The following is a 21,350-nucleotide window of genomic DNA, read 5'->3' on the forward strand; positions in this document are numbered from 1 at the left end:
CATAGCAACGCAAGAATGAGTTCAATTGAACCCATTCATTCGCCAATAGACGGACTGCTATTGATAATGAATTAGCAGGATAAATATCGATTCACAGCAGCACGATGTCGTATTGCTCCTGTGCCATGGCTGTCTCGGCCTGCAGCGAGATGGGCTTCTTGATGAAGTCGGACAGGCCTGCCAGGTGCTGGCTTTCCTCGTCCAGGAACATCTCCACCACCTTGGGCGAGGCCACGATGCGGAACTCGCGCGGGTTGAACTGGCGCGCCTCGCGCAGGATTTCGCGCAGCACCTCGTAGCAGACGCTGCGCACGGTCTTCACATGGCCCTTGCCCTGGCAGACCGGGCAGGATTCGCACAGCATGTGGGCCAGCGATTCGCGCGTGCGCTTGCGCGTCATCTCCACCAGGCCCAACTGCGAGAAACCGCCCGCCATGGTCTTGACGCGGTCGCGCCCGAGCTGGCGCTTGAATTCGGACAGCACCTCGGCCTGGTGGTCGTCCCGCACCATGTCGATGAAGTCCACGATGATGATGCCGCCCAGGTTGCGCAGGCGCAGCTGGCGCGCGATCTGCTGGGCCGCTTCCAGGTTGGTCTTGAAGATGGTGTCGTCGAAGTTGCGCGCCCCCACGTAGCCGCCGGTGTTGACGTCCACCGTGGTCAGCGCCTCGGTCTGGTCCACGATCAGGTAGCCGCCGGACTTGAGGTCCACACGGCGGCCCAGCGCGCGGGCGATTTCCTCGTCTATGGCGAACAGGTCGAAGATGGGCCGCTCACCGCGGTAGTGCTGCAGCTTGGGCACGGCCGCCGGCATGTATTCCTGCCCGAAGGTCATGAGCAGGGCGAACTGCTCCTTGGAGTCGATGCGGATGCTCTGCGTGCCCTCGCCCACCAGATCGCGCAGCACGCGCTGCAGCAGGTTCAGGTCCTGGTGCAGCAGCGACATGGGCGGCAGGCGCACCGAGGCGTCCTTGATGCGGCTCCAGGTCTTGCGCAGGTAGCGGATGTCGTCGGCCAGCTCGGCGTCGCTGGAGTCCTCGCCATTGGTGCGCAGGATGAAGCCGCCGCCCCCGCCGGTTTCCTTGGTGCCCACCAGGCCCTGCAGGCGGGCGCGCAGCGCGTCGCGCTCGCCCTGCGGGATTTTCTGCGAGATGCCGATATGGTCATCCTGGGGCAGCAGCACCAGCAATCGCCCCGCGATGCTGATCTGCGTGGACAGGCGCGCACCCTTGGTGCCGATCGGGTCCTTGATGACCTGCACCATGATGGTCTGGCCTTCGAAAACCTGCTTTTCGATGGGCACGACAGGCATGTCCTTGCGCGCGAACATGGGGGCCTCGCCCCCTTCCTGCCGCTGCCAGACATCGGCCACGTGCAGGAAGGCTGCCCGCTCCAGGCCGATGTCGATGAAGGCCGACTGCATGCCCGGCAGCACGCGCGAGACCTTGCCCAGATAGACGTTGCCGACCAGGCCGCGCTCCAGCGGGCGCTCCATGTGCAGCTCCTGGACGGCGCCGTTCTCGATGATGGCCACGCGCGTTTCCTGTGGCGACCAATTGATCAGAATGTCTTGCTGCATGCTGTGCCTGTGGTGTGCTTTGTCGTTTGTATTTCTCGGCCATGGGGGCCCGGCAATCATTGCGCCGGTGGCCGCTTGCCACTATCTTGCCGCGCCATCCGCTGCCATCGGCGGTCTGCGCATGCCTGCACGCCCCTGCGGGCCCAGGTCGGGGAGCCGGCCTACAGTGCCCAGCCCAGCTCGCGCAGCAGCGCCGCCGTCTCGAACAGCGGCAGGCCCATGATGCCCGAGTAGCTGCCGTGCAGCCACTGCACATGGGCCGCCGCGCGGCCTTGTATGCCATAGGCGCCGGCCTTGCCCATGGGCTCGCCCGAGGCCACATACGCGTCGATCTGCTGCGCGCTCATGGCCGAGAAGCAGACCTGGGACACCGACAGCGCAGCCAGGCGCCGCGTGCCGTGCTGTATGGCGACGGCGGTCAGCACCTCGTGCTCGCGGCCCGCAAGCGCGGTCAGCATGCGGCGGGCATCGGCGGCATCGGCAGGCTTGCCAAGAATGCGGCCATCCAGCGCCACCGTGGTGTCCGAGCACAGCACGGGCGCCACAGCCAGAGCGCGGCGCGCATGGCGGGCCATGGCGGCATCGAGCTTGAGCGCGGTGACGCGCTGCACATAGTCACGCGCTGCCTCATCGGCCAGTTCGGCCTCTATGGCCTCGGCATCTTCGGCAATGTCGCCCTCGGCGTTGGGCAGCAAAAGCTCATGGGCCACACCCAGCTGCTCCAGCAGCTGGCGGCGGCGGGGGCTCTGGGAGGCAAGGTAGATGAATGGCGGCATGATAAGAATGAGAAATGCCTTCAGCCCTTTGTTGCAAAGCGCTGAAGGCTATCAAAATCATAGTATCACGAGATCCTCGGATCCGCGTGACAGGGCCGCTCGCAGAGGCTGGGAGCCGGGACAGGCCCTATTCCCGGTGATAGGGATGGCCGGCGTTGACCGACCAGGCACGGTACAGCTGCTCGATGAGCAGCACCCGCACCATGGCATGCGGCAGGGTCAGGTCCGACAGGCGGATGCGCTCGTGCGCAGCCTGCCTGAAGGCGGGGTCCAGTCCGTCCGGGCCGCCGATGATCAGGGCCACATCGTCGCCCTCCAGCTGCCAGCCCTGCAGGCGCTGGGCCAGGGCCTTGGTCGTCAGATTGGTGCCGCGCTCATCGAGCACGACAATGCGCGTGCCACGCGGAATGGCGGCCTCGATGCGCTTGCGCTCGGCCGCGTACAGGGTCTCGACCGTCTTGGAGCCGCGCGGCTCGGTCTTGACGGCCTTGAGCTCCACCTTGAGCTCCGGGGGAAAGCGCTTGGCATAGTCGTCGTAGGCCGTCTGCGCCCAGTCGGGCACATGCTGGCCCACGGCCACGATCAACAGCTTCATGCAGCGTCAGTCCCGAACCGTTCAGGCCTTGGCGCGGGGAGCGCGCTTGGCGGCCGGCTTGGCAGCGGCACCTGCCTTGGGCTTGGCGGGAGCGCGGTTGACCACCACGGTCTTGATGGCCTTGGGCGCTGCCGCCTTGCGGGCCGGCGTCTTGGCGGCGGCCGACTTCACGGCGGCGGACTTGGGAGCGGCCGACTTTGCAGCAGCCGTACGGGATGCGGCCGGCTTGGCAGCTGCGGAACGGGGTGCAGCGGCCTTGGCAGGAGCTGCCTTCTTGGCAGCGGGCTTCTTGCCTGCTGCGGGTGCGGCGGCAGAAGCGGCCTTCTTGGCAGCAGGCTTGGCGGCCGTTGCAGCAGCCTTCTTGGAAGCGGCCTTCTTGGCCTTTTCCTCGGCCTTGTCGGTGGCGGCCGAGCGCGTGGGCTTGGGAGCACCCAGCTTCAGGCGCACAGGCGTCTCGCCCCAGATCTCTTCCAGGCGGTAGTACTGGCGGATGGCTGGCTGCATCACATGGACCACGGCCTGGCCGCAGTCCACGATGATCCACTCACCGTTTTCTTCGCCTTCCTGGCGTGGCACGGGAAAACCGGCCTGCTTGACGGCGTCGCGCACGCTGGAGGCCAGCGCCTTGGTCTGGCGGTTGGAGGTGCCCGCAGCCACGATCACGCGCTCGAACAGCGGCGAGAGCTTTTCGGTATTGAAGACCTGGATGTCTTGGGCCTTGACGTTTTCGAGGCCGTCAACAATGGCGCGTTGCAGCTTGGTCACGTCGCGCTTGGCTGCGGAATCCGATTTGGTGGAAGTGGTCATCAGGCGGTGATCAGTGGAATAGAAATGGGATCAATATAGCGCGAGCGCCGTGCGGCCCGTAGAGGGCTTGGCTGTAGCGGCGCTCCAAAATGCATGGAGTTCGCCCACAGATCGCCGGAAGATTTCGCGCCGAAGAAAGTGGAGAACGCAGCCAACGCTGCGCCTCAAGCTATTGAAATTATAGTTTTGCCGCCTATTCCCTTGCACGCGCGGATTTCGCCACGCGGCCGGAGATGGCGGCAATGGAACTCAAAGCCAGTCGCGGCGCACCAGGAATTGCTCCAGCAGCGCGCGCTCGGGCGTGCCGGGCGCGTCCTCGCGCTGGTAGCTCCAGCTCGCATGCGGGGGCATGGACAGCAAGATGGATTCCGTGCGCCCGCCGGACTGCAGGCCGAAGTGCGTGCCCCGGTCCCAGACCAGGTTGAACTCCACGTAGCGGCCGCGGCGGTAGCGCTGGAAATCGACCTGCTGCTGCCCGTACTCCATGGCCTGGCGGCGCTCGACGATGGGCAGGTAGGACTCCAGAAAGGAATCTCCCACCGAACGCAGCATGTCGAAACTGCGCGCCTGGCCCAGCTCAGAGAAGTCGTCGAAGAAGATGCCGCCGACGCCGCGCTGCTCGTTGCGGTGCTTCAGGCAGAAGTACTCGTCGCACCAGGTCTTGAAACGCGGGTAGAGCGTGTCGCCAAAAGGCGCCAGCGCATCGCGGCAGACGCGGTGAAAGTGCCGTGCATCTTCCTCGAAGCCGTAGACCGGTGTCAGGTCCATGCCGCCGCCGAACCAGCAGGTGGGCTCGTTGCCCGGATGCCCTGCCGCACCTGAGCCGGCCGCACCTGAGCCGGCCGCAATCATTCGCACATTCATGTGTACCGTAGGCACAAAAGGATTGCGCGGATGGAAGACCAGGGACACGCCCATGGCCTCGAACGGCGCACCCGCCAGTTCAGGCCGGTGCTGCGTGGCCGAGGGCGGCAGCTGCGGCCCGCGCACATGCGAGAAGCCGCAGCCCGCGCGCTCGAACACGCGGCCGCCCTCCATGATGCGGGTGATGCCATCGCCCTGCAGGCGCTCGCCGGGGCCCTTGCTCCAGGCGTCGGACAGAAAGCGTGCACCGCCCTCGCCTTCCACCTGCTCCAGCGCCTGCGTGATGCGGGCCTGCAGGCCCGTCAGGTACTCGCGCACCTGCGCCACGGGCAGCGCCTGCCCGGTCGATTGCTCTGCCATGGACTCAGTTCTTCACAGCACGGAAGCCGATGTCGCGGCGGTACTGGGCACCATCGAAATGGATGCCGCGCGCCACGTCATAGACTTTTTGCTGGGCCTGCTTGACGCTGTCGGCCAGCACGGTGACGCACAGCACGCGGCCACCGCTGGTGACGGGCACGCCGTCCTTGAGCTGGGTGCCGGCATGGAAGACCATGGCATCGGCGGCGTCCTGCGGCAGCCCGCTGATGGCATCGCCCTTGCGCGGGTCCTCGGGGTAGCCGGCCGCAGCCATGACCACGCCCAGCGCCGTGCGGCGGTCCCATTGCAGCTCGACCTGGTCGAGCTTGGCATCGGTGGCCGCCAGCATGACGTCCACCAGATCGCTCTTGAGGCGCATCATGATGGGCTGGGTCTCGGGGTCGCCCATGCGGCAGTTGAACTCCAGCGTCTTGGGATGGCCAGACGCGTCGATCATCAGGCCCGCATAGAGGAAGCCGGTGTAGGGAATGCCGTCCTTTTCCATGCCGCGGATGGTCGGCAGGATGATCTCGCGCATGGCGCGGGCATGCACGTCGGCCGTGACCACGGGCGCGGGCGAGTAGGCGCCCATGCCGCCCGTGTTCGGGCCCTGGTCGCCGTCCTTCAGGCGCTTGTGGTCCTGGCTGGTTGCCAGGGCCAGGACGTTCTTGCCGTCGCACAGCACGATGAAGCTGGCTTCCTCGCCGGCGAGGAATTCCTCGATCACCACGCGGGCGCCGCCGTCGTTGTGGGCCACGCCGTACTTGTTGTCCACGAGCATGAAGTCCACGGCGTCGTGGGCTTCCTGCAGCGTTGTCGCAACGACCACGCCCTTGCCTGCGGCCAGGCCGTCGGCCTTGACCACGATGGGCGCACCCAGGCGGTCCACGTAGGCATGGGCCGCCACCGGGTCGGTGAAGGTTTCATAGAGCGCCGTGGGGATGCCGTGGCGCGCCATGAAGTCCTTGGAGAAGGCCTTGGAGCTTTCCAGCTGGGCGGCCGCCTTGGAGGGGCCGAAGATGCGCAGGCCATGGGCGCGGAACTCATCGACCACGCCGGCAGCCAGCGGAGCCTCGGGGCCGACCACGGTCAGCGCGACCTTCTCGGCCTGCGCCCACTCGCGCAGCGCCTGCGGGTCGGTGATGTTGAGGTTTTCCACCTTGCCGCCGGCCAGGCCCGTGCCACCGTTGCCGGGGGCCACATAGACCTTGGTCGATTTCGGCGATTCAGCCAGTTTCCACGCCAGGGCGTGCTCGCGGCCTCCGCCACCAATCACAAGAATTTTCATAGTTCAGCGTTGTGGTAGACGTCCTGTACGTCATCCAGGTCTTCGATCATGTCCAGCAGCTTTTGCATGCGGGCTGCGTCATCGCCTTGCAGGGCGATGGTGTTTTCCGGGCGCATGGTGACTTCAGCCACCTCCGGCGTCAGGCCCTTGGCCTGCAGCGCGTCGCGCACGGTTTCGAACTCTGCGGGTGCGGTCAGCACCTCGATGGCTCCCTCGTCATCGGTGATCACGTCCTCGGCGCCGGCCTCCAGAGCCACTTCCATGATCTGGTCCTCGTCGCTTCCGGGAGCGAAGATCAGTTGTCCGACATGCTTGAACTGGAAGGACACGGAACCCTCCGTGCCCATGTTGCCACCGTACTTGCTGAAGGCGTGACGCACATCCGCCACAGTGCGCACGCGATTGTCGGTCATGGTGTCCACGATGATGGCCGCGCCGCCAATGCCATAGCCTTCGTAGCGGATTTCCTCGTAGGTCACGCCTTCGAGGTTGCCCGTGGCCTTGTCGATGTTGCGCTTGATGTTGTCGGCCGGCATGTTGGCCGCCTTGGCCTTTTCCACCGCCAGGCGCAGGCGCGGGTTGGCGCTGAGATCGCCCCCTCCCGTGCGTGCCGCCACCATGATTTCACGGATGATGCGAGTCCAGACCTTGCCACGCTTTTCGTCCTGGCGGCCTTTGCGGTGCTGGATATTGGCCCATTTACTGTGTCCTGCCACAGGCTGTCCTTTGATATTGATTTAACCTTGCGGCTGGGATTTTACTTTTGACCGCATGCTCCCCCGAGGAAACCCGAAATGGCCGCTCCACTTCTGATCGCCCGCCACTCTGCCACAGAATGCCTGCTGCTGCCCGCACTGGCCAATCGACATGGCCTGATCACGGGCGCCACCGGCACCGGCAAGACCGTGACGCTGCAGAAAATGGCCGAGGGATTCTCCGAGATCGGCGTGCCGGTGTTCATGGCCGACATCAAGGGAGACCTGTCCGGCATCAGCCAGGCTGGCAGCACGGGCGCCAAGATGGCGGCCTCCCTGCAGGAGCGCGGCATCGAGATTCCCCAGCCCCTGGCCTGCCCCACCACGCTGTGGGACGTGTTCGGCGAGCTGGGCCACCCGGTGCGCGCCACGGTCTCGGACATGGGTCCGCTGCTGATCGGCCGCATGCTGGCCCTGAACGACACGCAGATGGGCGTGCTCAACCTGGTCTTCAAGATTGCCGACGACAACGGCCTGCTGCTGCTGGACCTCAAGGACCTGCGCGCCATGCTCCAGCATGTGGGCGACAACGCCAAGCAGTTCACCACCGAGTACGGCAACATCAGCGCGGCCAGCGTGGGCGCCATACAGCGCGGGCTGGTGGCCATCGAGTCGCAGGGCGGTGACAAGTTCTTTGGCGAGCCCATGCTCGACATCAACGACCTTATGCAGACCGATGCCGGCGGCAAGGGCGTGGTCAACATCCTGGCCGCCGAGAAGCTGATGAATTCGCCGCGCCTGTACTCCACCTTCCTGCTGTGGATGCTGTCCGAGCTGTTCGAGCGCCTGCCCGAGATCGGCGACCCTGACAAGCCCAAGCTGGTCTTCTTCTTCGACGAAGCCCACCTGCTGTTCAACGACGCGCCCAAGGTGCTGCTCGAACGCATCGAGCTGGTGGTGCGCCTGGTGCGCTCCAAGGGCGTGGGCGTGTATTTCGTCACGCAAAACCCGATGGACGTGCCCGACACCGTGCTGGCCCAGCTGGGCAACCGCGTGCAGCATGCGCTGCGCGCCTTCACGCCACGCGACCAGAAGGCCGTCAAGGCCACGGCCACCACCATGCGGCCCAAGCCCGGCCTGGATATCGAGGCCGCCATCACCGAACTGGCCGTGGGTGAGGCCCTGGTGAGCTTCCTCGACGACAAGGGCCGCCCCGGCATCACCGAGCGTGCCTACGTGATCCCGCCCGGCAGCCAGATCGGCCCCATCAACGAGGAGCAGCGCAAGACCCTGCTGGCACAGTCGCTGGTGGCCGGCGTCTATGAAAAGGCCGTGGACCGCGAATCGGCCTACGAGGTGCTGCGCGGCCGCACGGCAGCGACCGGCGACGGCGCAGCGCCAGCCGGGACGGGCCCGGCAGGTGCGACGCCTGCGGCGAGCGAAGGTGGCGCCATGATGGACGGGCTCAAGGACCTGCTGTTCGGCACCACCGGCCCACGCGGCGGCAAGCACGACGGCCTGGTGCAGACCATGGCCAAGTCCACCATGCGCACCATGGGCAATTCGCTGGGCAAGGAGATCCTGCGCGGCGTGCTCGGCGGCATCCTGGGCAACAAGAAGCGCTGAAGCACTGGCGCACCGGCCCTGCGCCGCATCAAACACCATAGCACCCAGCCGTTGCCATGCAACGGCTGGCGCATTTCAGGGCTCTGAAAGCCCGCGCATGCGGCTATGATCGAAAGCGCCTCCATCCACTTTGCGGAACCGCACGCCATGACGACGAACAGCCCTCCCTCGCTGCCCACCTATGACGATGTCGCCGCCGCCGCTCGCCGGCTGGAAGGCGTGGCCCACCGCACACCCATACTGCGCAGCCGCACCGCCGACGAGCTGCTGGGCGCCCAGCTGTTCTTCAAGTGCGAGAACCTGCAGCGCACGGGCGCCTTCAAGATACGCGGCGCCTACAACGCGCTGTCGCAGTTCACGCCCGAGCAGCGCAAGCGCGGCGCACTGGCCTTTTCTTCGGGCAACCATGCCCAGGCCGTGGCACTGGCCGCGCAGATGCTGGACATGCCCGCGCTCATCGTCATGCCCGAGGATGCTCCCGCCTCCAAGATGGCGGCCACGCGCTCCTACGGCGCCCAGGTGGTGACCTATGACCGCTTCACCGAGGACCGCGAGGCCATCTCCCGCCGCCTGGCCGACGAGCGCGGCATGACGCTGATCCCGCCGTTCAACCACCGCGACGTGATCGCCGGCCAGGGCACGGCTGCCAAGGAACTGTTCGAAGAGGTGCCCGACCTGGACTACCTCTTTGTCTGCCTGGGCGGCGGCGGCCTGCTGTCCGGCAGCCTGCTGGCAGCCGGACAGCTCGCCCCGCGCTGCAAGGTCTACGGCGTCGAGCCCCAGGCCGGCGACGATGCCCGCCAGTCGCTACGCGCAGGCCAGATCGTGCAGATCCCCACGCCCCACACCATTGCCGACGGCGCCCAGACCCAGTCCATCGGCGATATCACATTCGCCATCATCCGCGAGCACGTGGAAGATATCCTGGCCGTGGCGGACGAGCATCTGGTGCAGGCCATGCGCTTTTACGCGGAACGCAAGAAAATCGTGGTCGAACCCACGGGAGCGCTCTCGCTGGCGGGCGCCCTGCATGGCGGGGTTGCGCTGTCGGGCGCGCGCGTGGGCATTCTGATCAGCGGCGGCAATGTGGACCTGGCGCGCTACGCACGCTTTCTGCACGACTGAACCGCCCCCTGGCGCCGGCCGCAAATGCCGGCGCCCCTTTTTTCCAGAAGAAAACCATGAGTACTCTGCACCTGATCGACCACCCGCTGGTCCAACACAAGCTCACGCTGATGCGCCGCAAGGAAGCCAGCACCAACAGCTTTCGCCGCATGCTGGGCGAGCTGTCCACGCTGATGGCCTATGAGATCACGCGCGACATGCCGCTGCAGGACATCGAGATCGAGACCCCGCTGGAGACCATGACCGGCAAGGTCATCGACGGCAAGAAGCTGGTGCTGGTGTCCATCCTGCGCGCCGGCAACGGTTTCCTCGACGGCATGCTCAACGTCGTGCCCGGTGCGCGCATCGGCCACATCGGCCTGTACCGCGACCCCGAGACGCTGCAGCCCGTCGAGTACTACTTCAAGATGCCTTCCGAGATGGAAGAGCGCGACGTGCTGGTCGTCGATCCCATGCTGGCCACGGGCAACTCGGCAGCCGCCGCCGTGGCGCGCCTGAAGCAGCTGAACCCGAAGTCCATCAAGTTCATGTGCCTGCTGGCCGCGCCCGAAGGCGTGGCCACCATGCAAAAGGCCCACCCCGACGTGGACATCTACACGGCCGCCGTGGACCGCCAGTTGGACGCCCACGGCTACATCCTGCCGGGCCTGGGCGACGCGGGCGACCGCATCTTCGGCACCAAGTAGGCCTGGTGCACGCACCCGCAAAAAAGCCGCACATCGTGCGGCTTTTTTGCTGGGGAACGGGGGCAGCGGGATCAATCCACCAGGCCCGCGTAGACGTGCTGCACGTCATCATCGTTCTCGATGCCGGCCAGGAAGTCCTGCACTTCCTCCTGCTGCTCGGCCGACAGGCTGGCCATGCTGACCGGCGTCTTGGCCTTGTAGCCCAGCTTGGCCGACAGCACCTTGAAGCCCTGGGCCGGCAGCGCCTTGCTCACGGTATCCAGGTCCATCGGGTCGGTGATGAACAGCGTTGTGCCCTCTTCCTCGCCGGGCTCGAAGTCCTGTGCGCCGGCCTCGATGGCGGCCAGCTCGGCATCGGCACCGCCTTCGGGCTCGCCCTCGATCATGCCCACATGGTCGAAGTCCCAGGCCACGGCCGTCATCTGGCCCTTGCGGAAGCACACGCGCATGTTGGGCGCCGTGCGGTTCACGTTGTCGGTCAGGCACTCGATCATCACGGGCACGCGGTTGGGGCCGTAGCCTTCATAGACCACGCGTTCGTAGTTGACGGCATCGGCACCCACGCCCGAGCCCTTCTTGATCGCACGCTCGAGCGTGTCCTTGGGCATGGAGGCCTTGCGGGCGGCTTCCACGGCCATGCGCAGGCGCGAGTTGCCTGCCGGATCGGCGCCGGCGCGCGCCGCGACGATGATTTCCTTGGCCAGCTTGCCAAACAGCTTTCCCTTGGCATCGGCGACCAGCGCCTTGCCCTTTGCTTTCCATTGCGCGCCCATGGCTGCTTTTCCCTTGCGGATTCTCTGGTGGGTAGGAGGCGCCGCCGACCGCCCCACGCGGGGACCCGGCCCGGCGCCGAAAGAGCGCTGTTTATACACCCGCGCAAGTGGCTGCGCGGGCTTTTTGCGCAGTGGTTGACAGGGCGCCGCTGGCTCTGGCCGCGTCGTGCATGATGTTTGCCAGATCAAAGCCGCCCGACTGCACTGCAGCGCAGTCGGCCGGGCCGCATGCGCATCGTGCACGGTGACGGGCGCCTCGCGCCGGCACTGGCTGGCCTGCCCCCTGTGGGCCGGCAAGGTAACGGGCAGCGAGCAGGTGCTGACGCGCCTGGGCCAGCGCGTGCGTGATGTCCGCCAGGGACCGGACGGCTGGCTTTACCTGCTGACGGATGCCCAGGACGGGCAGTTGCTGCGCGTCACCGCCACGCCCTGAGTCCCGTCACGCGCGGCGGCTCACTGCACGGTGATGCCGTTGGCCTTGACCACGGCATCCCAGCGCTTGCGCTCGGCCGCCACGAAGCCCGTGAAGGCGGCGGAGGAACTGCCCACCGGCGTCAGGCCCAGCTTTTCCAGGCTGGCGCGCGTCGCCGGCAAGGCCAGTGCCTTTTGTACCAGGTCCTGCAGCTTCAGCACGGTGTCGGGCGCCGTGCCCGCAGGCAGGAAGAAGCCGTTCCACTCCGTGACCTCGAAGCCCTTGATGCCGCTTTCCGCCACCGTGGGCACGTCGGGCAGGTCCGGCATGCGCTTGGCCGAGGACACGGCCAGCGCCTTGAGCTTGCCGCCCTTGACGTAATTGATGCTGGAGGCCGCGTTGGCAAAGTACACATCGACCTGGCCGCCCATGACATCGACGATGGCGGGCGCCCCGCCCTTGTAGGGAACGTGGACGGCATCGAACTTGGCGTCTGCCTTGAGCAGTTCCGTCGCCATCTGGGCCAGGCTGCCCGGACCGTAGGAGGCATAGGTGAGCCTGCCGGGCTTTTGCCGCGCGGCATTCATGAAGTCGGCCAGGCTGTTGTAGGGAGAGGACGGCGCGGCCACGAGGATGTTGGGCACGCTGATGGCCTGGGACACGGCAATGAAATCCTTGGCCGGGTCATAGGGCAGCTTGCGCAATGCGGGGTTGATGGCGAAGGACGATGCGTCATACAGCACCGTATAGCCATCGGCCTTGGCGCGCGCCACGAGGGCGGCACCAATGGCGCCGCTGGCGCCGGCCTTGTTGTCCACCACCACGGTCTGGCCCGAGACCTCGCCCAGCGCCTTGGCGATGATGCGCGCCGCATTGTCCGCGCCGCCGCCGGCCGAGAACGGCACGACGACCGTGATGGCCTGTGCGGCCGGATAGTCGGCCGCATGCAGCGTGCCCTGGAAAAGTCCCAGTCCCAGGCCCAGCCCCAAGGCCAGCACCGTCATGGCGGGCCGCAGTGTCTTGATCTTCTTCACGTTTCTGTCTCCTGTTGCTCAATGGTGAAAACCTGGGCTGCGAGGCTTGCGTGCCCCGCGCCCTCAATCGAATCCGTACAGCTCGGCGGCGTTGTCCACCAGCACGCGCTCGCGCAGCGCCGCATCGGGAATCCAGCGCGACAGCAGCGCCAGCAGCATGGGGGTCTGCGGCGGATGGGCAACTTCGGTGACATGGGGCCAGTCGCTGCCCCAGACCAGGCGCTGCGGGGCCTCGGACACCCAGGCCTGCGCCAGCGCGTCGCAGTCGGCATAGCCTGCGGCCAGGCCCGCCCGGCTGTTCAGATACGGGCCCGAGAGCTTGACCCAGGCCCTGCCCTGCTGCACCAGCCCACGGACCACGCCGAAGGCGGGCTCGTGCACGCCAGCGCCGTCAGCACTGTCAGCGAGCCGGGCCATGTGGTCGAACACCAGGGTGCATGGCAGCCGCTGCAGCAGCGCCGCATGGGCCTCGATCTGGCTGGCCAGCCAGTGCAGCTGCACATGCCAGCCCAGCGCGGCTATGCGCTCGGCCAACGGCTCCAGCATGTCCAGCCGCACGGCTGCATCGTGCTCGGTGTGCAGCGAAAAGCGGATGCCGCGAATGCCGCCGTCATGCAGCGCCTGCAACTGTGCGTCGGTGATCTCGGGGTGCACCACGGCAATGCCGCGCGTGCTTGCTGCGCCCAGCGACTGGATGGCGTGCAGCGTGGCCCGGTTGTCCGTACCATGCGCACGCGGCTGGACGATGACGGCGCGCTCCAGCCCCATGGCGCTGCGTAGCTGCGCATAGTTGGCAGCCGTGGCATGGGCGCGCATGGCCTGCGGCGCCTCGGCCCCAAAACGCGTACCAAAGCGCGGATCGAAGACGTGCAGATGGGCGTCGCAGGCGCCAGCGAGCAGTGCCTGCATCAGCAGCCCTCTTGTGCGGCGGCCTTTAGGGCCTGGGTGTGCTGGCCCAGCGTGGGCGCAGCAAAGGCCGGCGGGCCGGGCGTGCGGTCGAATTCGACGGCGCCGGCAAAGCCCCGGTAGCTGCCCAGGGTCGGGTGCTCGAAGCGGGTGACCATGCCCTCGGCCTGCACCTGCGGGTCGTCGAACATGTCTTCCACCGTGCGGGCCGCCGCGCAGGGCACTTCCTCGCCAAACAAGGCCTCCCATTCCAGTGCGCTGCGCCCCGCCAGCGCCTGGCGCAGCAGGGGCACCAGCACGTCGCGGTGCTGGGCGCGCTTGCGCACGGAGTCGTAGCGCTCGTCGCTGGCCACCTCGGGCAGATCCAGCTTGCGGCACAGCGCCGCCCAGAAATGCGCGGTGTTGGCCGAAATGTAGAGATATCCTTCGCGCGTCGGGTGGATGCCCGTGATGCCGCCGGAGCGCATGTCGCGCCCTACCTCGCGCGGCTCGCCCTCGGCCCAGACCATGCGTGCGGACTGCATGGTCAGCGCCGCGCGCAGCAGGGACACGCCCACATGCTGGCCCAGCCCGCTTTTCTCGCGCTCGTACAGCGCCGACGACACACCGCCCGCCACCAGGGCCGAGGCGTAGTAGTCCACCACGGAGCCATAGAGAATCTCGGGCGGCCCGCCTGACTTGCCCTGCATGGCGCACATGCCGGTCATGGTCTGCAGCACCTGGTCGTAGCCCGCCTTGGCCTTGAGCGGCCCGCGGCTGCCATAGCCGGTGACGCTGCAATAGATGAGGCGTGGGTTGATGGCGGCCAGTTGCGCAAAACCGATGCCCAGCCGCTCGGGCACGCCGGGGCGGAAGTTGTGGACCAGCACATCGGCCTCGCGCACCAGGCGCAGCAGCACGGCGTGGTCGGCCTCATCCTTCAGGTCCAGCACCATGCCCCACTTGCTGCGGTTCACGCCCAGGAAGGCGCGGCTTTCCGCTTCCAGCGTGGAGGGGTACTTGCGCAGGTTGTCGCCCACGGGCGGCTCGACCTTGATCACCTCGGCGCCCTGGTCCGCCAGCAGCGAGCAGCCATACGGCCCCGCGATATAGGCGCTCAGATCCAGCACGCGCACACCGCTGAGCGGGCCTTTCGGTCCCTGGCGTTCACCGGGCACAAAACTCATTCGTTTCTCCTGATAGGGAAGCGGGAAGGCATGGGGCACCTCCCGCCAGTGGCCGCGTTCAATCGGCCTGGATATTGCGGTCCTTGGCGAGCTGCTTCCAGCGCGCCACGTCGCTGCGGATCACCTGTGCGAACTGCTGCGGCGTCACGGGGTTGGCAATGGCGCCTTCGCGCAGGAAGCTGGCCTGGATGGTCGGCTTGGCCAGCACCTGGTTCACAGCCTGGTTGAGGCGGTCCACGATGTCGGTGGGCGTGCCCGCAGGCGCCAGCAGCCCCCACCACAGATCGAACTCGTAGCCCGGGATGGCCGTTGCCATGGGCGTCAGGTCCGGCGCAATGGGGCTGGGCTTGAGGCTGGTGATGCCGATGGCGCGCAGCTTGCCGTTGCGCACCATGGGCAGGATGGACGGGCCGCTGGAGACCAGCATCTGCACCTGGTTGCCGATCACGTCGGTCACGGCCGGACCCTGTCCCTTGTAGGGCACATGCATGATGTCCATGCCCGGCACCATGGAGCGCATCATCTCGGTCGCGAAGTGGTTGATGCTGCCGGTGCCCGAGGTGGCGTAGTTGAACTGGCCCGGGCTGGCCTTGATGGCGCGCACCAGATCCTGCGGCGTCCTGGCGGGGAATTCGTTGTTCACGGCCACCACCAGCGGGCCCTTGGCAAACATGGCCACGGGCGCCAGGTCCTTGACGGGGTCGAAGGGCATCTTGGCCTGCACCGCAGCATTCGTGGTCATGCTGGACGAGACCGCCACCAGCGTGTAGCCGTCTGCCGTCGCCTTGGCTACCGAGGCCGTGCCGGTGTTGCCGCTGGCGCCGGGCCGGTTGTCCACGATCACGGCCTGCTTGAGCAGATCGCCCATTTCCTTGGCGACCTGGCGTGCGAACACGTCGTTGGAGCCACCGGGCGGATAGGGAACCACCATGGTGATGGCCTTGGACGGGAAGGCGCCCTGCGCCATCAATCCCGGCGAAGCCAGCCCGGCCAGCGTGGCCACCGTTGTGGCGGCGGCCAGCGCCACCAGCCTGCGCCGCGCGCGGCAATGGGAAATGCTCATGTCTTTGTCTCCTGTACTGTTTCTTGTCATGGGGATGCCCGGCATGCGGGATGCCGGGGCACCGGATTGCCGGCCGCCCGTTCAGGCCGCCAGCAGCCCCTGTGCATGCGCCGCAGCCACGATGGCCTGGGCACGCAGCACAAAGGGCTTGTCCACCATCTTTCCGTCCACCACATAGGCGCCCAGCGCATTGGCGTCAGCCTCGCGGGCCGCCTGGACCACCTTCAGCGAGTGGGAAATCTCCTGCTCGGTGGGCTGGTAGACCGCATTGGCCAGGGCGATCTGGCTGGGGTGTATGCAGGTCTTGCCCAGAAAGCCCAGGCCGCGCGACAGGCGGGCCTCGGCGCTGAAGCCCTCGCTGTCGCGGATGTCGGCAAAGGCGCCGTCGTAGGCGTAGACGCCGGCCTCGGCGGCGGCCATGCGCACGGCAAACAGCGCCTGGGCAATGGCGGCGGGCTCGCGCCGGTTCACGCCAAAGGGCTCGAACAGATCGCCCAGCCCCATCTGCAGGCCGGCCACGCTGGCATGGGCGCTGGCCAATTCAGCAGCGCAGCGCAGGGCGCGGGGTGTTTCTATGTTGAGCAGCAGGCCAGGCGCCTGGGCCACGCCGTTGGCATCTGCCGCCTCGGCAATGCGCTGTGCGGCCTCGCGCACCTGCTGCACGGTCTCGGGCTTGGGCAGGTTGATGAGGTGCACGCCGTCGCGCACCATCTCGGCGATGTCGGCGCCGAAATGCGGCGTATCCATGGCGTTGACGCGCACGATCAGCGTCTTGCCATGGCCCCGGCTTTCAGGGCTTAGCAGGAAGCTGCGCAGCAGGCCGCGCGCCTCGTCCTTGCGGGCCTCGGCCACCGCGTCCTCCAGGTCGAAGGACAGTGCGTCGGCTTCGCCGGCCAGGGCCTTGGCGAACAGCTCGGGACGCGATGCGGGAACAAACAGTTTGCTTCTCATGCACCGCATTGTGGGCGGCAGAAAGCCAAGAGAAACACAGGTAATATTTGTTCAAACCACACAAATTCTTTGTTTATGGAAACCAGCTACCTGCACAGCTTCCTGCTCGTGGTGGAGACCGGCTCCATGGCCGAGGCCGCGCGGCGCCTGAACATCACGGCCGCCGCCGTGGCCCAACAGATCCGCATCCTGGAGCGCGAGTTCGACGCCCCCCTGCTGGCCCGCGCAGGCCGCACCGTGCTGCCCACCCCAGCCGGCCACCGGCTGTCGCAATCGGCCCCGCTGCTGCTGCGCGAGCTGGCCAACGCCAAGACCCATGTCAACCATGAGGGCGCCGACGGCGAGCTGGTGATAGGCACCATCAACACGGCCCTGCACAGCCTGCTGCCCGACATCCTGGCGGGCTTTGTGAAGAAGTGCCCGCAGACCAAGGTCTTCCTGCGCTCGGCCACCACGCGCGAGCTGTACCAGGCGGTGCAGCAGGGCGAGCTGGATGCCGCCGTCTGCCTGCACCCCTCCTTCGCCCTGGCCAAGACTTTCGACTGGACACTGCTGCGCGAGGAGCCGCTGGTGCTGCTGGTGCCGCACCAGCTGGCGCACCTGGACCCGCACACCCTGCTGCGCACCCAGCCGCTGATCCGCTATGACCGCAGCCTGGGCGGCGGCCAGATGGTGGAGCGCTACCTGCGCGCCGCGCAGATTGCGCCGCAGGAGCGCTTTGAACTGAGCTCGCTGGTGGCCATTGCCATGATGGTGGAGCGCGGCCTGGGCGTTTCGCTGGTGCCCGACACGGCCCTGAACCTGCCCGATGGCCAGGGCGTGGTGCGCCTGGCCCTGCCCGAGGAATCGCAGTCGCGGCGCTTTGGCGTGATGTGGCTGCGCTCGTCGGCACGGCTGCCGCTGATCCACAGGCTGGTGGACTGCGCACGCACCGTGGTCAAGCAGCGCGGCGGCCCGCGCGCTGCCGCACGCGCAGCAAACAGGACACCGTAGCCCGCGCCGTCAGGACTCCGCCACGGCCGCCGTGGCAACCAGGTCCTGGAGCCTGCGCAGCACGGCCGACGCATCGCCCACGCGCGTGGCCAGATGCAGGGGAGCGGCCAGCCCGGGGCACTGGGACAGCGCACGGTAGACAATGCCGTCGCTGCGCAGGCGCTGCATGGAGGCCGGCACGATGGACAGCCCCAGCCCTGCCGAGACCAGGCTCAGCGTGGCCGTCATGCGCGGCGCCTCCTGCACCACGCGCGGGCTGAAGCCCGCCTCCAGGCAGGCCTTGAGAATGGCGTCGTACAGGCCCTGCCCTACCCTGCGCCGGTACAGCACGAAATCCTCCGAGGCGAGCTGCGGCAAAGGCACGGGCCGGCGCAATGGGCGTGCCAGCGCATGCCCTGCAGGCAGGGCCAGCAGCATGGGCTCCTCCAGAATCGGCACGGCCTGCAGCCCCTGGCTGCCATGCAGGGGCGAGCGCACAAAGGCCGCGTCCAGCCGCTCGTGCAGCAATGCATCCATGAGTTCACCCGTGCCCGCCTCCTCCAGTGCCACGGCCACGCCGGGCACCTGCTGGCGGAACATGCGCAGCACGCCGGGCACGAAGGGATGCAGCGCGGCCGAACTGGTGAAGCCCACGGCCAGCCGGCCCGTCTCACCCCGGGCGGCGCGGCGCACGACCTCGGCCAGCACGTCACAGCGCTCCAGCAGCGCCTTGGACTCTTCCAGCAGCGCCAGCCCCGCCGCCGTCGGCCGCACGCCGCGCGGCAGGCGCTGCACCAGCTCCACGCCCAATTCGTGCTCCAGGCCCTGCAGCAATCGCGTCAGCGGCGGCTGCTGCATGCCCAGGCGCTCGGCCGCGCGGGTGATGTGGCCTTCCTCGGCGATGGCGACAAAGGCGCGCAGTTGGCGAAGCTCGGGCACGTCAATACTTTCAAGGTATGGGAAGACTTCAATTGTGGCATTTGCAATCATGGATGGACGGATTTACGCTCGCGCCCCACAAACACACCTACCTGAAAGGCAACACGATGACCTGGTCCGCAAAGCAGTACACAACGTTCGAGCAGGAACGCACGCGCCCCGTGCGCGACCTGGTGGCCGCCATTCCCGATCTGCCTGACCACGCCGTGCGGCTGGCCGTGGACCTGGGCTGCGGCCCCGGCAACTCCACCGAGGTCCTGGCCCAGCGCTTCCCCGGGGCCACCGTGACGGGACTGGACAATTCCGAGGACATGCTGGATGCCGCACGCAAGCGGCTGCCGGGCACGGCCTTCTCACTGGCCGACATCGCCACCTGGCAGCCCGACCAGCCGCAGGACGTGATCCTGGCCAATGCCTCGCTGCAGTGGCTGCCCGACCACCAGCAGCTTTACCCGCGCCTCGTCAGCCACCTGGCACCCGGTGGCAGCCTGGCCGTGCAGACGCCGGACAACCTGGAAGAACCGGCCCACCGGCTGGCGCGCGAAGTGGCCGCCAGCGGCCCCTGGGCTGCCACGATTGGCGATGTGCGCCACCCCGCACGTCACAGAGCGGACTTCTACTACGCCCTGCTTCGCCCGCACTGCAGCAACGTCGATGTCTGGCGCACCACCTACTTCCACCCGCTGGCGGGCGGCCATGCTGCGGTGGTTGAGTGGTTCAAGGGTTCGGCGCTGCGTCCCTTCGTCGCGCCGCTGGACGAGGAGCAAAAGGCCGGCTTCTACGCAGCGTATCTGCAGGCCATCTCCCAGGCCTACCCCGCGCTGGACGATGGCACGGTGCTGCTGCCCTTCCCCAGGCTGTTCATCGTGGCCAGCCGCTGAAGCGGTGCGCCTTCGGCCCTCAGCGCGCAGGATGCGGCTCGATGAGATCCCACAGATTGCCGTAGAGGTCTTCGAACACGGCCACGGTGCCGTGGGGCTTGCGCTGGGGGTCCTGCACAAAGCGCACGCCGCGCGAGCGGTAGGCCTCGAAGTCGCGCAGGCAGTCGTCGGTCTGCAGGAACAGGAACACGCGCCCGCCCGTCTGGTTGCCCACGCGCGCGGCCTGCTCCTCATTCGTGGCGCGGGCCAGCAGCAGGCGCACACCGCCGCCACCGGGGGCCACGGTGACCCAGCGCTTGCCCTCGGACAGGGCGGTGTCCTCTATCAGCACGAAGCCCAGCGCGCCCACATAAAAGCGCAGCGCCTCGTCATAGTCGCGCACGGCGACGCTCACCTGTCCTATCACCTGGGGCATGGAATCCTTTGCAGCAATGATGCGGTCCTCGGACCGCGGGGCCGCGAGGATAACGGAGCCCTGTCAATGCCCTGCCGCCCTGGCCCGTAAGCCCTGCGGCTGGCCCCACAATGGCGGCTTGCAATTGCCTCGTGAGGGATGGGAATCCATGCTGAATGCCTTGTGGCTGGGCTTTTTTCTGGTGGCGGCCGTGGCTGCGCTGGCGCAATGGCTGGTCGGCGGCCAGGCCGGGATTTTCTCGGCCATGGTGCAGGCGCTGTTTGCCATGGCCAGGCTGTCGGTCGAGGTCATGGTGCTGCTGTTCGGCACGCTGACGCTGTGGCTGGGCTTTCTGCGCATCGCAGAGAAGGCCGGCGTGGTGGAGTGGCTGGCGCGCGTGCTGGGCCCGTTGTTCGCCAGGCTCATGCCCGAGGTGCCGCGCGGCCATCCGGCCCTGGGCCTGATCACGCTGAACTTCGCGGCCAACGGGCTGGGACTGGACAACGCGGCCACGCCCATGGGCCTGAAGGCCATGCGCTCGCTGCAGGAGCTCAATCCCCGGCCCGACACCGCCACCAATGCGCAGATCCTGTTCCTGGTGCTCAATGCGTCGTCGCTGACCCTGCTGCCCGTGACCATCTTCATGTACCGCATGCAGCAGGGTGCGCCCGATCCCACCCTGGTCTTTCTGCCGATCTTGCTGGCCACCTCGGCCTCGACCCTGGTCGGCCTGCTGGCCGTGGCCGCCGTGCAGCGGCTGCCGCTGTGGAGCCCCGTGGTGCTGGGCTACCTGCTGCCGCTGGGCCTGGCGCTGGCGGGCTTCATGGCCTTTCTGGCCACGCTGTCGGCGGCCGCGCTGGCGCAGCTGTCATCGCTGCTGGGCAACCTGACGCTGTTTGGCCTGATCGTGCTGTTCGTCACCCTGGGCGCCTGGCGCAAGGTCGCGGTCTACGACAGCTTCATCGAAGGCGCCAAGGAAGGCTTTGACGTGGCCAAGGGCCTGCTGCCCTACCTGGTGGCCATGCTCTGCGCCGTGGGCGTGTTCCGCGCATCGGGCGCGCTGGAGTATGCGTTGTCGGGCATACGCTGGGTGGTCGATGCCCTGGGCATGGACGGCCGCTTCGTGGACGCCCTGCCCACGGCCCTGGTCAAACCCTTCTCGGGCAGCGCGGCGCGCGCCATGCTGATCGAGACCATGCAGACCCAGGGCGTGGACAGCTTCGCCGCCCTGGTGGCCGCCACCATCCAGGGCAGCACCGAAACCACCTTCTACGTCCTGGCCGTCTACTTCGGCGCCGTGGGCATACAGCGCGCCCGCCACGCCGTGCCCTGCGCCCTCATCGCCGAACTGGCCGGCGTGGTGGCGGCCATCGTGGTCTGCTACAAGTTCTTTGGCTGAAGGCACAAATGGGCGCTGCGCCTGAAGCCGACGCGGCCAAAGGCGAGGAACACCGAGCA

21 protein-coding genes and 1 pseudogene are annotated in these 21,350 nt (G+C 67.3%); 7 read left to right on the forward strand and 15 right to left on the reverse strand.

The features are described from left to right. Positions 1-91: 91 nt before the first annotated feature. The 7 genes from rng to ACUTR7_RS03280 all read right to left on the reverse strand — a co-directional run bounded on the left by rng (position 92) and on the right by ACUTR7_RS03280 (position 6,985). Positions 92-1,579 carry a ribonuclease G gene (rng, locus tag ACUTR7_RS03250; protein WP_013802635.1) on the reverse strand — a complete coding sequence of 496 codons (1,488 nt, stop codon included), beginning with the start codon at positions 1,577-1,579 and terminating at the stop codon, positions 92-94. Positions 1,580-1,740: 161 nt separating this feature from the next. Continuing rightward, positions 1,741-2,355 (reverse strand): Maf family protein, encoded by a 615-nt coding sequence (locus tag ACUTR7_RS03255; RefSeq protein ID WP_065345720.1) that lies wholly within the window; start codon positions 2,353-2,355, stop codon positions 1,741-1,743. Between the two features lie 127 nt (positions 2,356-2,482). Further along, entirely contained in the window at positions 2,483-2,950 is a 468-nt protein-coding gene (gene rlmH / locus ACUTR7_RS03260; RefSeq protein ID WP_012205361.1) for a 23S rRNA (pseudouridine(1915)-N(3))-methyltransferase RlmH, read from the reverse strand. Between the two features lie 21 nt (positions 2,951-2,971). Continuing rightward, positions 2,972-3,757, reverse strand: coding sequence for a ribosome silencing factor (gene rsfS, locus ACUTR7_RS03265; RefSeq protein ID WP_445608115.1), 786 nt, complete (start codon positions 3,755-3,757; stop codon positions 2,972-2,974). A 249-nt stretch (positions 3,758-4,006) separates the two neighbouring features. Then, the gene (gene hemF, locus ACUTR7_RS03270) at positions 4,007-4,981 is read right to left on the reverse strand and encodes an oxygen-dependent coproporphyrinogen oxidase (RefSeq protein WP_445608116.1); all 975 of its coding nucleotides are present in this window, start codon (positions 4,979-4,981) and stop codon (positions 4,007-4,009) included. 4 nt (positions 4,982-4,985) lie between these two features. Further along, positions 4,986-6,269 (reverse strand): phosphoribosylamine--glycine ligase, encoded by a 1,284-nt coding sequence (gene purD, locus ACUTR7_RS03275; protein WP_012205358.1) that lies wholly within the window; start codon positions 6,267-6,269, stop codon positions 4,986-4,988. Further along, positions 6,266-6,985: a YebC/PmpR family DNA-binding transcriptional regulator gene (locus ACUTR7_RS03280; RefSeq protein ID WP_012205357.1), complete on the reverse strand. Its 720-nt coding sequence runs from the start codon at positions 6,983-6,985 to the stop codon at positions 6,266-6,268. The genes purD and ACUTR7_RS03280 overlap by 4 nt, the downstream gene beginning before the upstream one ends. 78 nt (positions 6,986-7,063) lie before the next feature. On the opposite strand from ACUTR7_RS03280, the gene ACUTR7_RS03285 reads away from it, so the two are divergent. The 3 genes from ACUTR7_RS03285 (at position 7,064) to upp (ending at position 10,401) form a co-directional block, all read left to right on the forward strand. Then, positions 7,064-8,590 carry a helicase HerA-like domain-containing protein gene (locus tag ACUTR7_RS03285; RefSeq protein ID WP_310636638.1) on the forward strand — a complete coding sequence of 509 codons (1,527 nt, stop codon included), beginning with the start codon at positions 7,064-7,066 and terminating at the stop codon, positions 8,588-8,590. Between the two features lie 147 nt (positions 8,591-8,737). Continuing rightward, positions 8,738-9,715, forward strand: coding sequence for a threo-3-hydroxy-L-aspartate ammonia-lyase (locus ACUTR7_RS03290; protein ID WP_034398468.1), 978 nt, complete (start codon positions 8,738-8,740; stop codon positions 9,713-9,715). Between the two features lie 56 nt (positions 9,716-9,771). Then, positions 9,772-10,401 carry a uracil phosphoribosyltransferase gene (gene upp, locus ACUTR7_RS03295; RefSeq protein ID WP_012205354.1) on the forward strand — a complete coding sequence of 210 codons (630 nt, stop codon included), beginning with the start codon at positions 9,772-9,774 and terminating at the stop codon, positions 10,399-10,401. Between the two features lie 71 nt (positions 10,402-10,472). Here the strand turns inward: upp and ACUTR7_RS03300 are convergent, their stop codons facing one another. Then, positions 10,473-11,174 (reverse strand): YebC/PmpR family DNA-binding transcriptional regulator, encoded by a 702-nt coding sequence (locus tag ACUTR7_RS03300; RefSeq protein WP_445608117.1) that lies wholly within the window; start codon positions 11,172-11,174, stop codon positions 10,473-10,475. Between the two features lie 283 nt (positions 11,175-11,457). Here ACUTR7_RS03300 and ACUTR7_RS03305 point away from each other — a divergent pair. After that, positions 11,458-11,607 (forward strand): annotated as a pseudogene (locus ACUTR7_RS03305) (PQQ-dependent sugar dehydrogenase); the annotation flags it as partial. A gap of 20 nt (positions 11,608-11,627) precedes the next feature. Here the strand turns inward: ACUTR7_RS03305 and ACUTR7_RS03310 are convergent. The 5 genes from ACUTR7_RS03310 to ACUTR7_RS03330 form a co-directional block, all read right to left on the reverse strand. Next, entirely contained in the window at positions 11,628-12,620 is a 993-nt protein-coding gene (locus ACUTR7_RS03310; protein ID WP_445608118.1) for a tripartite tricarboxylate transporter substrate binding protein, read from the reverse strand. Positions 12,621-12,683: 63 nt separating this feature from the next. Further along, entirely contained in the window at positions 12,684-13,529 is an 846-nt protein-coding gene (locus ACUTR7_RS03315; protein ID WP_445608119.1) for an amidohydrolase family protein, read from the reverse strand. Beyond that, the gene (locus tag ACUTR7_RS03320; RefSeq protein WP_445608120.1) at positions 13,529-14,692 is read right to left on the reverse strand and encodes a CoA transferase; all 1,164 of its coding nucleotides are present in this window, start codon (positions 14,690-14,692) and stop codon (positions 13,529-13,531) included. Before ACUTR7_RS03320 ends, ACUTR7_RS03315 begins: the two co-directional genes overlap by 1 nt. 58 nt (positions 14,693-14,750) lie before the next feature. Beyond that, positions 14,751-15,755 (reverse strand): tripartite tricarboxylate transporter substrate binding protein, encoded by a 1,005-nt coding sequence (locus tag ACUTR7_RS03325; RefSeq protein WP_445608121.1) that lies wholly within the window; start codon positions 15,753-15,755, stop codon positions 14,751-14,753. Positions 15,756-15,836: 81 nt separating this feature from the next. After that, complete coding sequence (locus tag ACUTR7_RS03330; protein WP_279211570.1) at positions 15,837-16,706, reverse strand: HpcH/HpaI aldolase/citrate lyase family protein; 870 nt, start codon at positions 16,704-16,706, stop codon at positions 15,837-15,839. A gap of 75 nt (positions 16,707-16,781) precedes the next feature. On the opposite strand from ACUTR7_RS03330, the gene ACUTR7_RS03335 reads away from it, so the two are divergent. Next, a complete protein-coding gene (locus tag ACUTR7_RS03335) occupies positions 16,782-17,699 on the forward strand; it encodes a LysR family transcriptional regulator (RefSeq protein WP_012205346.1) in 918 nt (305 codons plus the stop codon). A gap of 9 nt (positions 17,700-17,708) precedes the next feature. On the opposite strand, the gene ACUTR7_RS03340 is transcribed toward ACUTR7_RS03335, so the two are convergent. Continuing rightward, positions 17,709-18,617 carry a LysR family transcriptional regulator gene (locus ACUTR7_RS03340; protein WP_445608122.1) on the reverse strand — a complete coding sequence of 303 codons (909 nt, stop codon included), beginning with the start codon at positions 18,615-18,617 and terminating at the stop codon, positions 17,709-17,711. Positions 18,618-18,724: 107 nt separating this feature from the next. Between ACUTR7_RS03340 and tam the strand changes: the two genes are divergently transcribed. Next, on the forward strand, positions 18,725-19,498 hold the full coding sequence (gene tam, locus ACUTR7_RS03345) for a trans-aconitate 2-methyltransferase (protein WP_445608123.1): 774 nt from the start codon (positions 18,725-18,727) through the stop codon (positions 19,496-19,498). 19 nt (positions 19,499-19,517) lie between these two features. Here the strand turns inward: tam and ACUTR7_RS03350 are convergent, their stop codons facing one another. Continuing rightward, positions 19,518-19,913, reverse strand: coding sequence for a VOC family protein (locus tag ACUTR7_RS03350; RefSeq protein ID WP_013802649.1), 396 nt, complete (start codon positions 19,911-19,913; stop codon positions 19,518-19,520). Positions 19,914-20,061: 148 nt separating this feature from the next. Here ACUTR7_RS03350 and ACUTR7_RS03355 point away from each other — a divergent pair, with 148 nt between their 5' ends. After that, positions 20,062-21,291 carry a nucleoside recognition domain-containing protein gene (locus ACUTR7_RS03355; RefSeq protein ID WP_445608124.1) on the forward strand — a complete coding sequence of 410 codons (1,230 nt, stop codon included), beginning with the start codon at positions 20,062-20,064 and terminating at the stop codon, positions 21,289-21,291. The last annotated feature ends 59 nt before the right edge of the window (positions 21,292-21,350 follow it).

This window comes from Delftia sp. NA_296.1 (genome assembly GCF_052692095.1).

Coding starts and splice junctions, on each gene's coding strand:
- ACUTR7_RS03325 (WP_445608121.1), bottom strand. CDS start 15,755: ATGAGCATTTCCCATTGCCGCGCGCGGCGCAGGCTGGTGGCGCTGGCC.
- ACUTR7_RS03335 (WP_012205346.1), top strand. CDS start 16,782: ATGGAAACCAGCTACCTGCACAGCTTCCTGCTCGTGGTGGAGACCGGC.
- tam (WP_445608123.1), top strand. CDS start 18,725: ATGACCTGGTCCGCAAAGCAGTACACAACGTTCGAGCAGGAACGCACG.
- ACUTR7_RS03350 (WP_013802649.1), bottom strand. CDS start 19,913: ATGCCCCAGGTGATAGGACAGGTGAGCGTCGCCGTGCGCGACTATGAC.
- ACUTR7_RS03320 (WP_445608120.1), bottom strand. CDS start 14,692: ATGAGTTTTGTGCCCGGTGAACGCCAGGGACCGAAAGGCCCGCTCAGC.
- ACUTR7_RS03285 (WP_310636638.1), top strand. CDS start 7,064: ATGGCCGCTCCACTTCTGATCGCCCGCCACTCTGCCACAGAATGCCTG.
- upp (WP_012205354.1), top strand. CDS start 9,772: ATGAGTACTCTGCACCTGATCGACCACCCGCTGGTCCAACACAAGCTC.
- ACUTR7_RS03290 (WP_034398468.1), top strand. CDS start 8,738: ATGACGACGAACAGCCCTCCCTCGCTGCCCACCTATGACGATGTCGCC.
- rlmH (WP_012205361.1), bottom strand. CDS start 2,950: ATGAAGCTGTTGATCGTGGCCGTGGGCCAGCATGTGCCCGACTGGGCG.
- hemF (WP_445608116.1), bottom strand. CDS start 4,981: ATGGCAGAGCAATCGACCGGGCAGGCGCTGCCCGTGGCGCAGGTGCGC.
- ACUTR7_RS03355 (WP_445608124.1), top strand. CDS start 20,062: ATGCTGAATGCCTTGTGGCTGGGCTTTTTTCTGGTGGCGGCCGTGGCT.
- rsfS (WP_445608115.1), bottom strand. CDS start 3,757: ATGACCACTTCCACCAAATCGGATTCCGCAGCCAAGCGCGACGTGACC.
- ACUTR7_RS03330 (WP_279211570.1), bottom strand. CDS start 16,706: ATGAGAAGCAAACTGTTTGTTCCCGCATCGCGTCCCGAGCTGTTCGCC.
- ACUTR7_RS03255 (WP_065345720.1), bottom strand. CDS start 2,355: ATGCCGCCATTCATCTACCTTGCCTCCCAGAGCCCCCGCCGCCGCCAG.
- ACUTR7_RS03315 (WP_445608119.1), bottom strand. CDS start 13,529: ATGCAGGCACTGCTCGCTGGCGCCTGCGACGCCCATCTGCACGTCTTC.
- rng (WP_013802635.1), bottom strand. CDS start 1,579: ATGCAGCAAGACATTCTGATCAATTGGTCGCCACAGGAAACGCGCGTG.
- purD (WP_012205358.1), bottom strand. CDS start 6,269: ATGAAAATTCTTGTGATTGGTGGCGGAGGCCGCGAGCACGCCCTGGCG.
- ACUTR7_RS03300 (WP_445608117.1), bottom strand. CDS start 11,174: ATGGGCGCGCAATGGAAAGCAAAGGGCAAGGCGCTGGTCGCCGATGCC.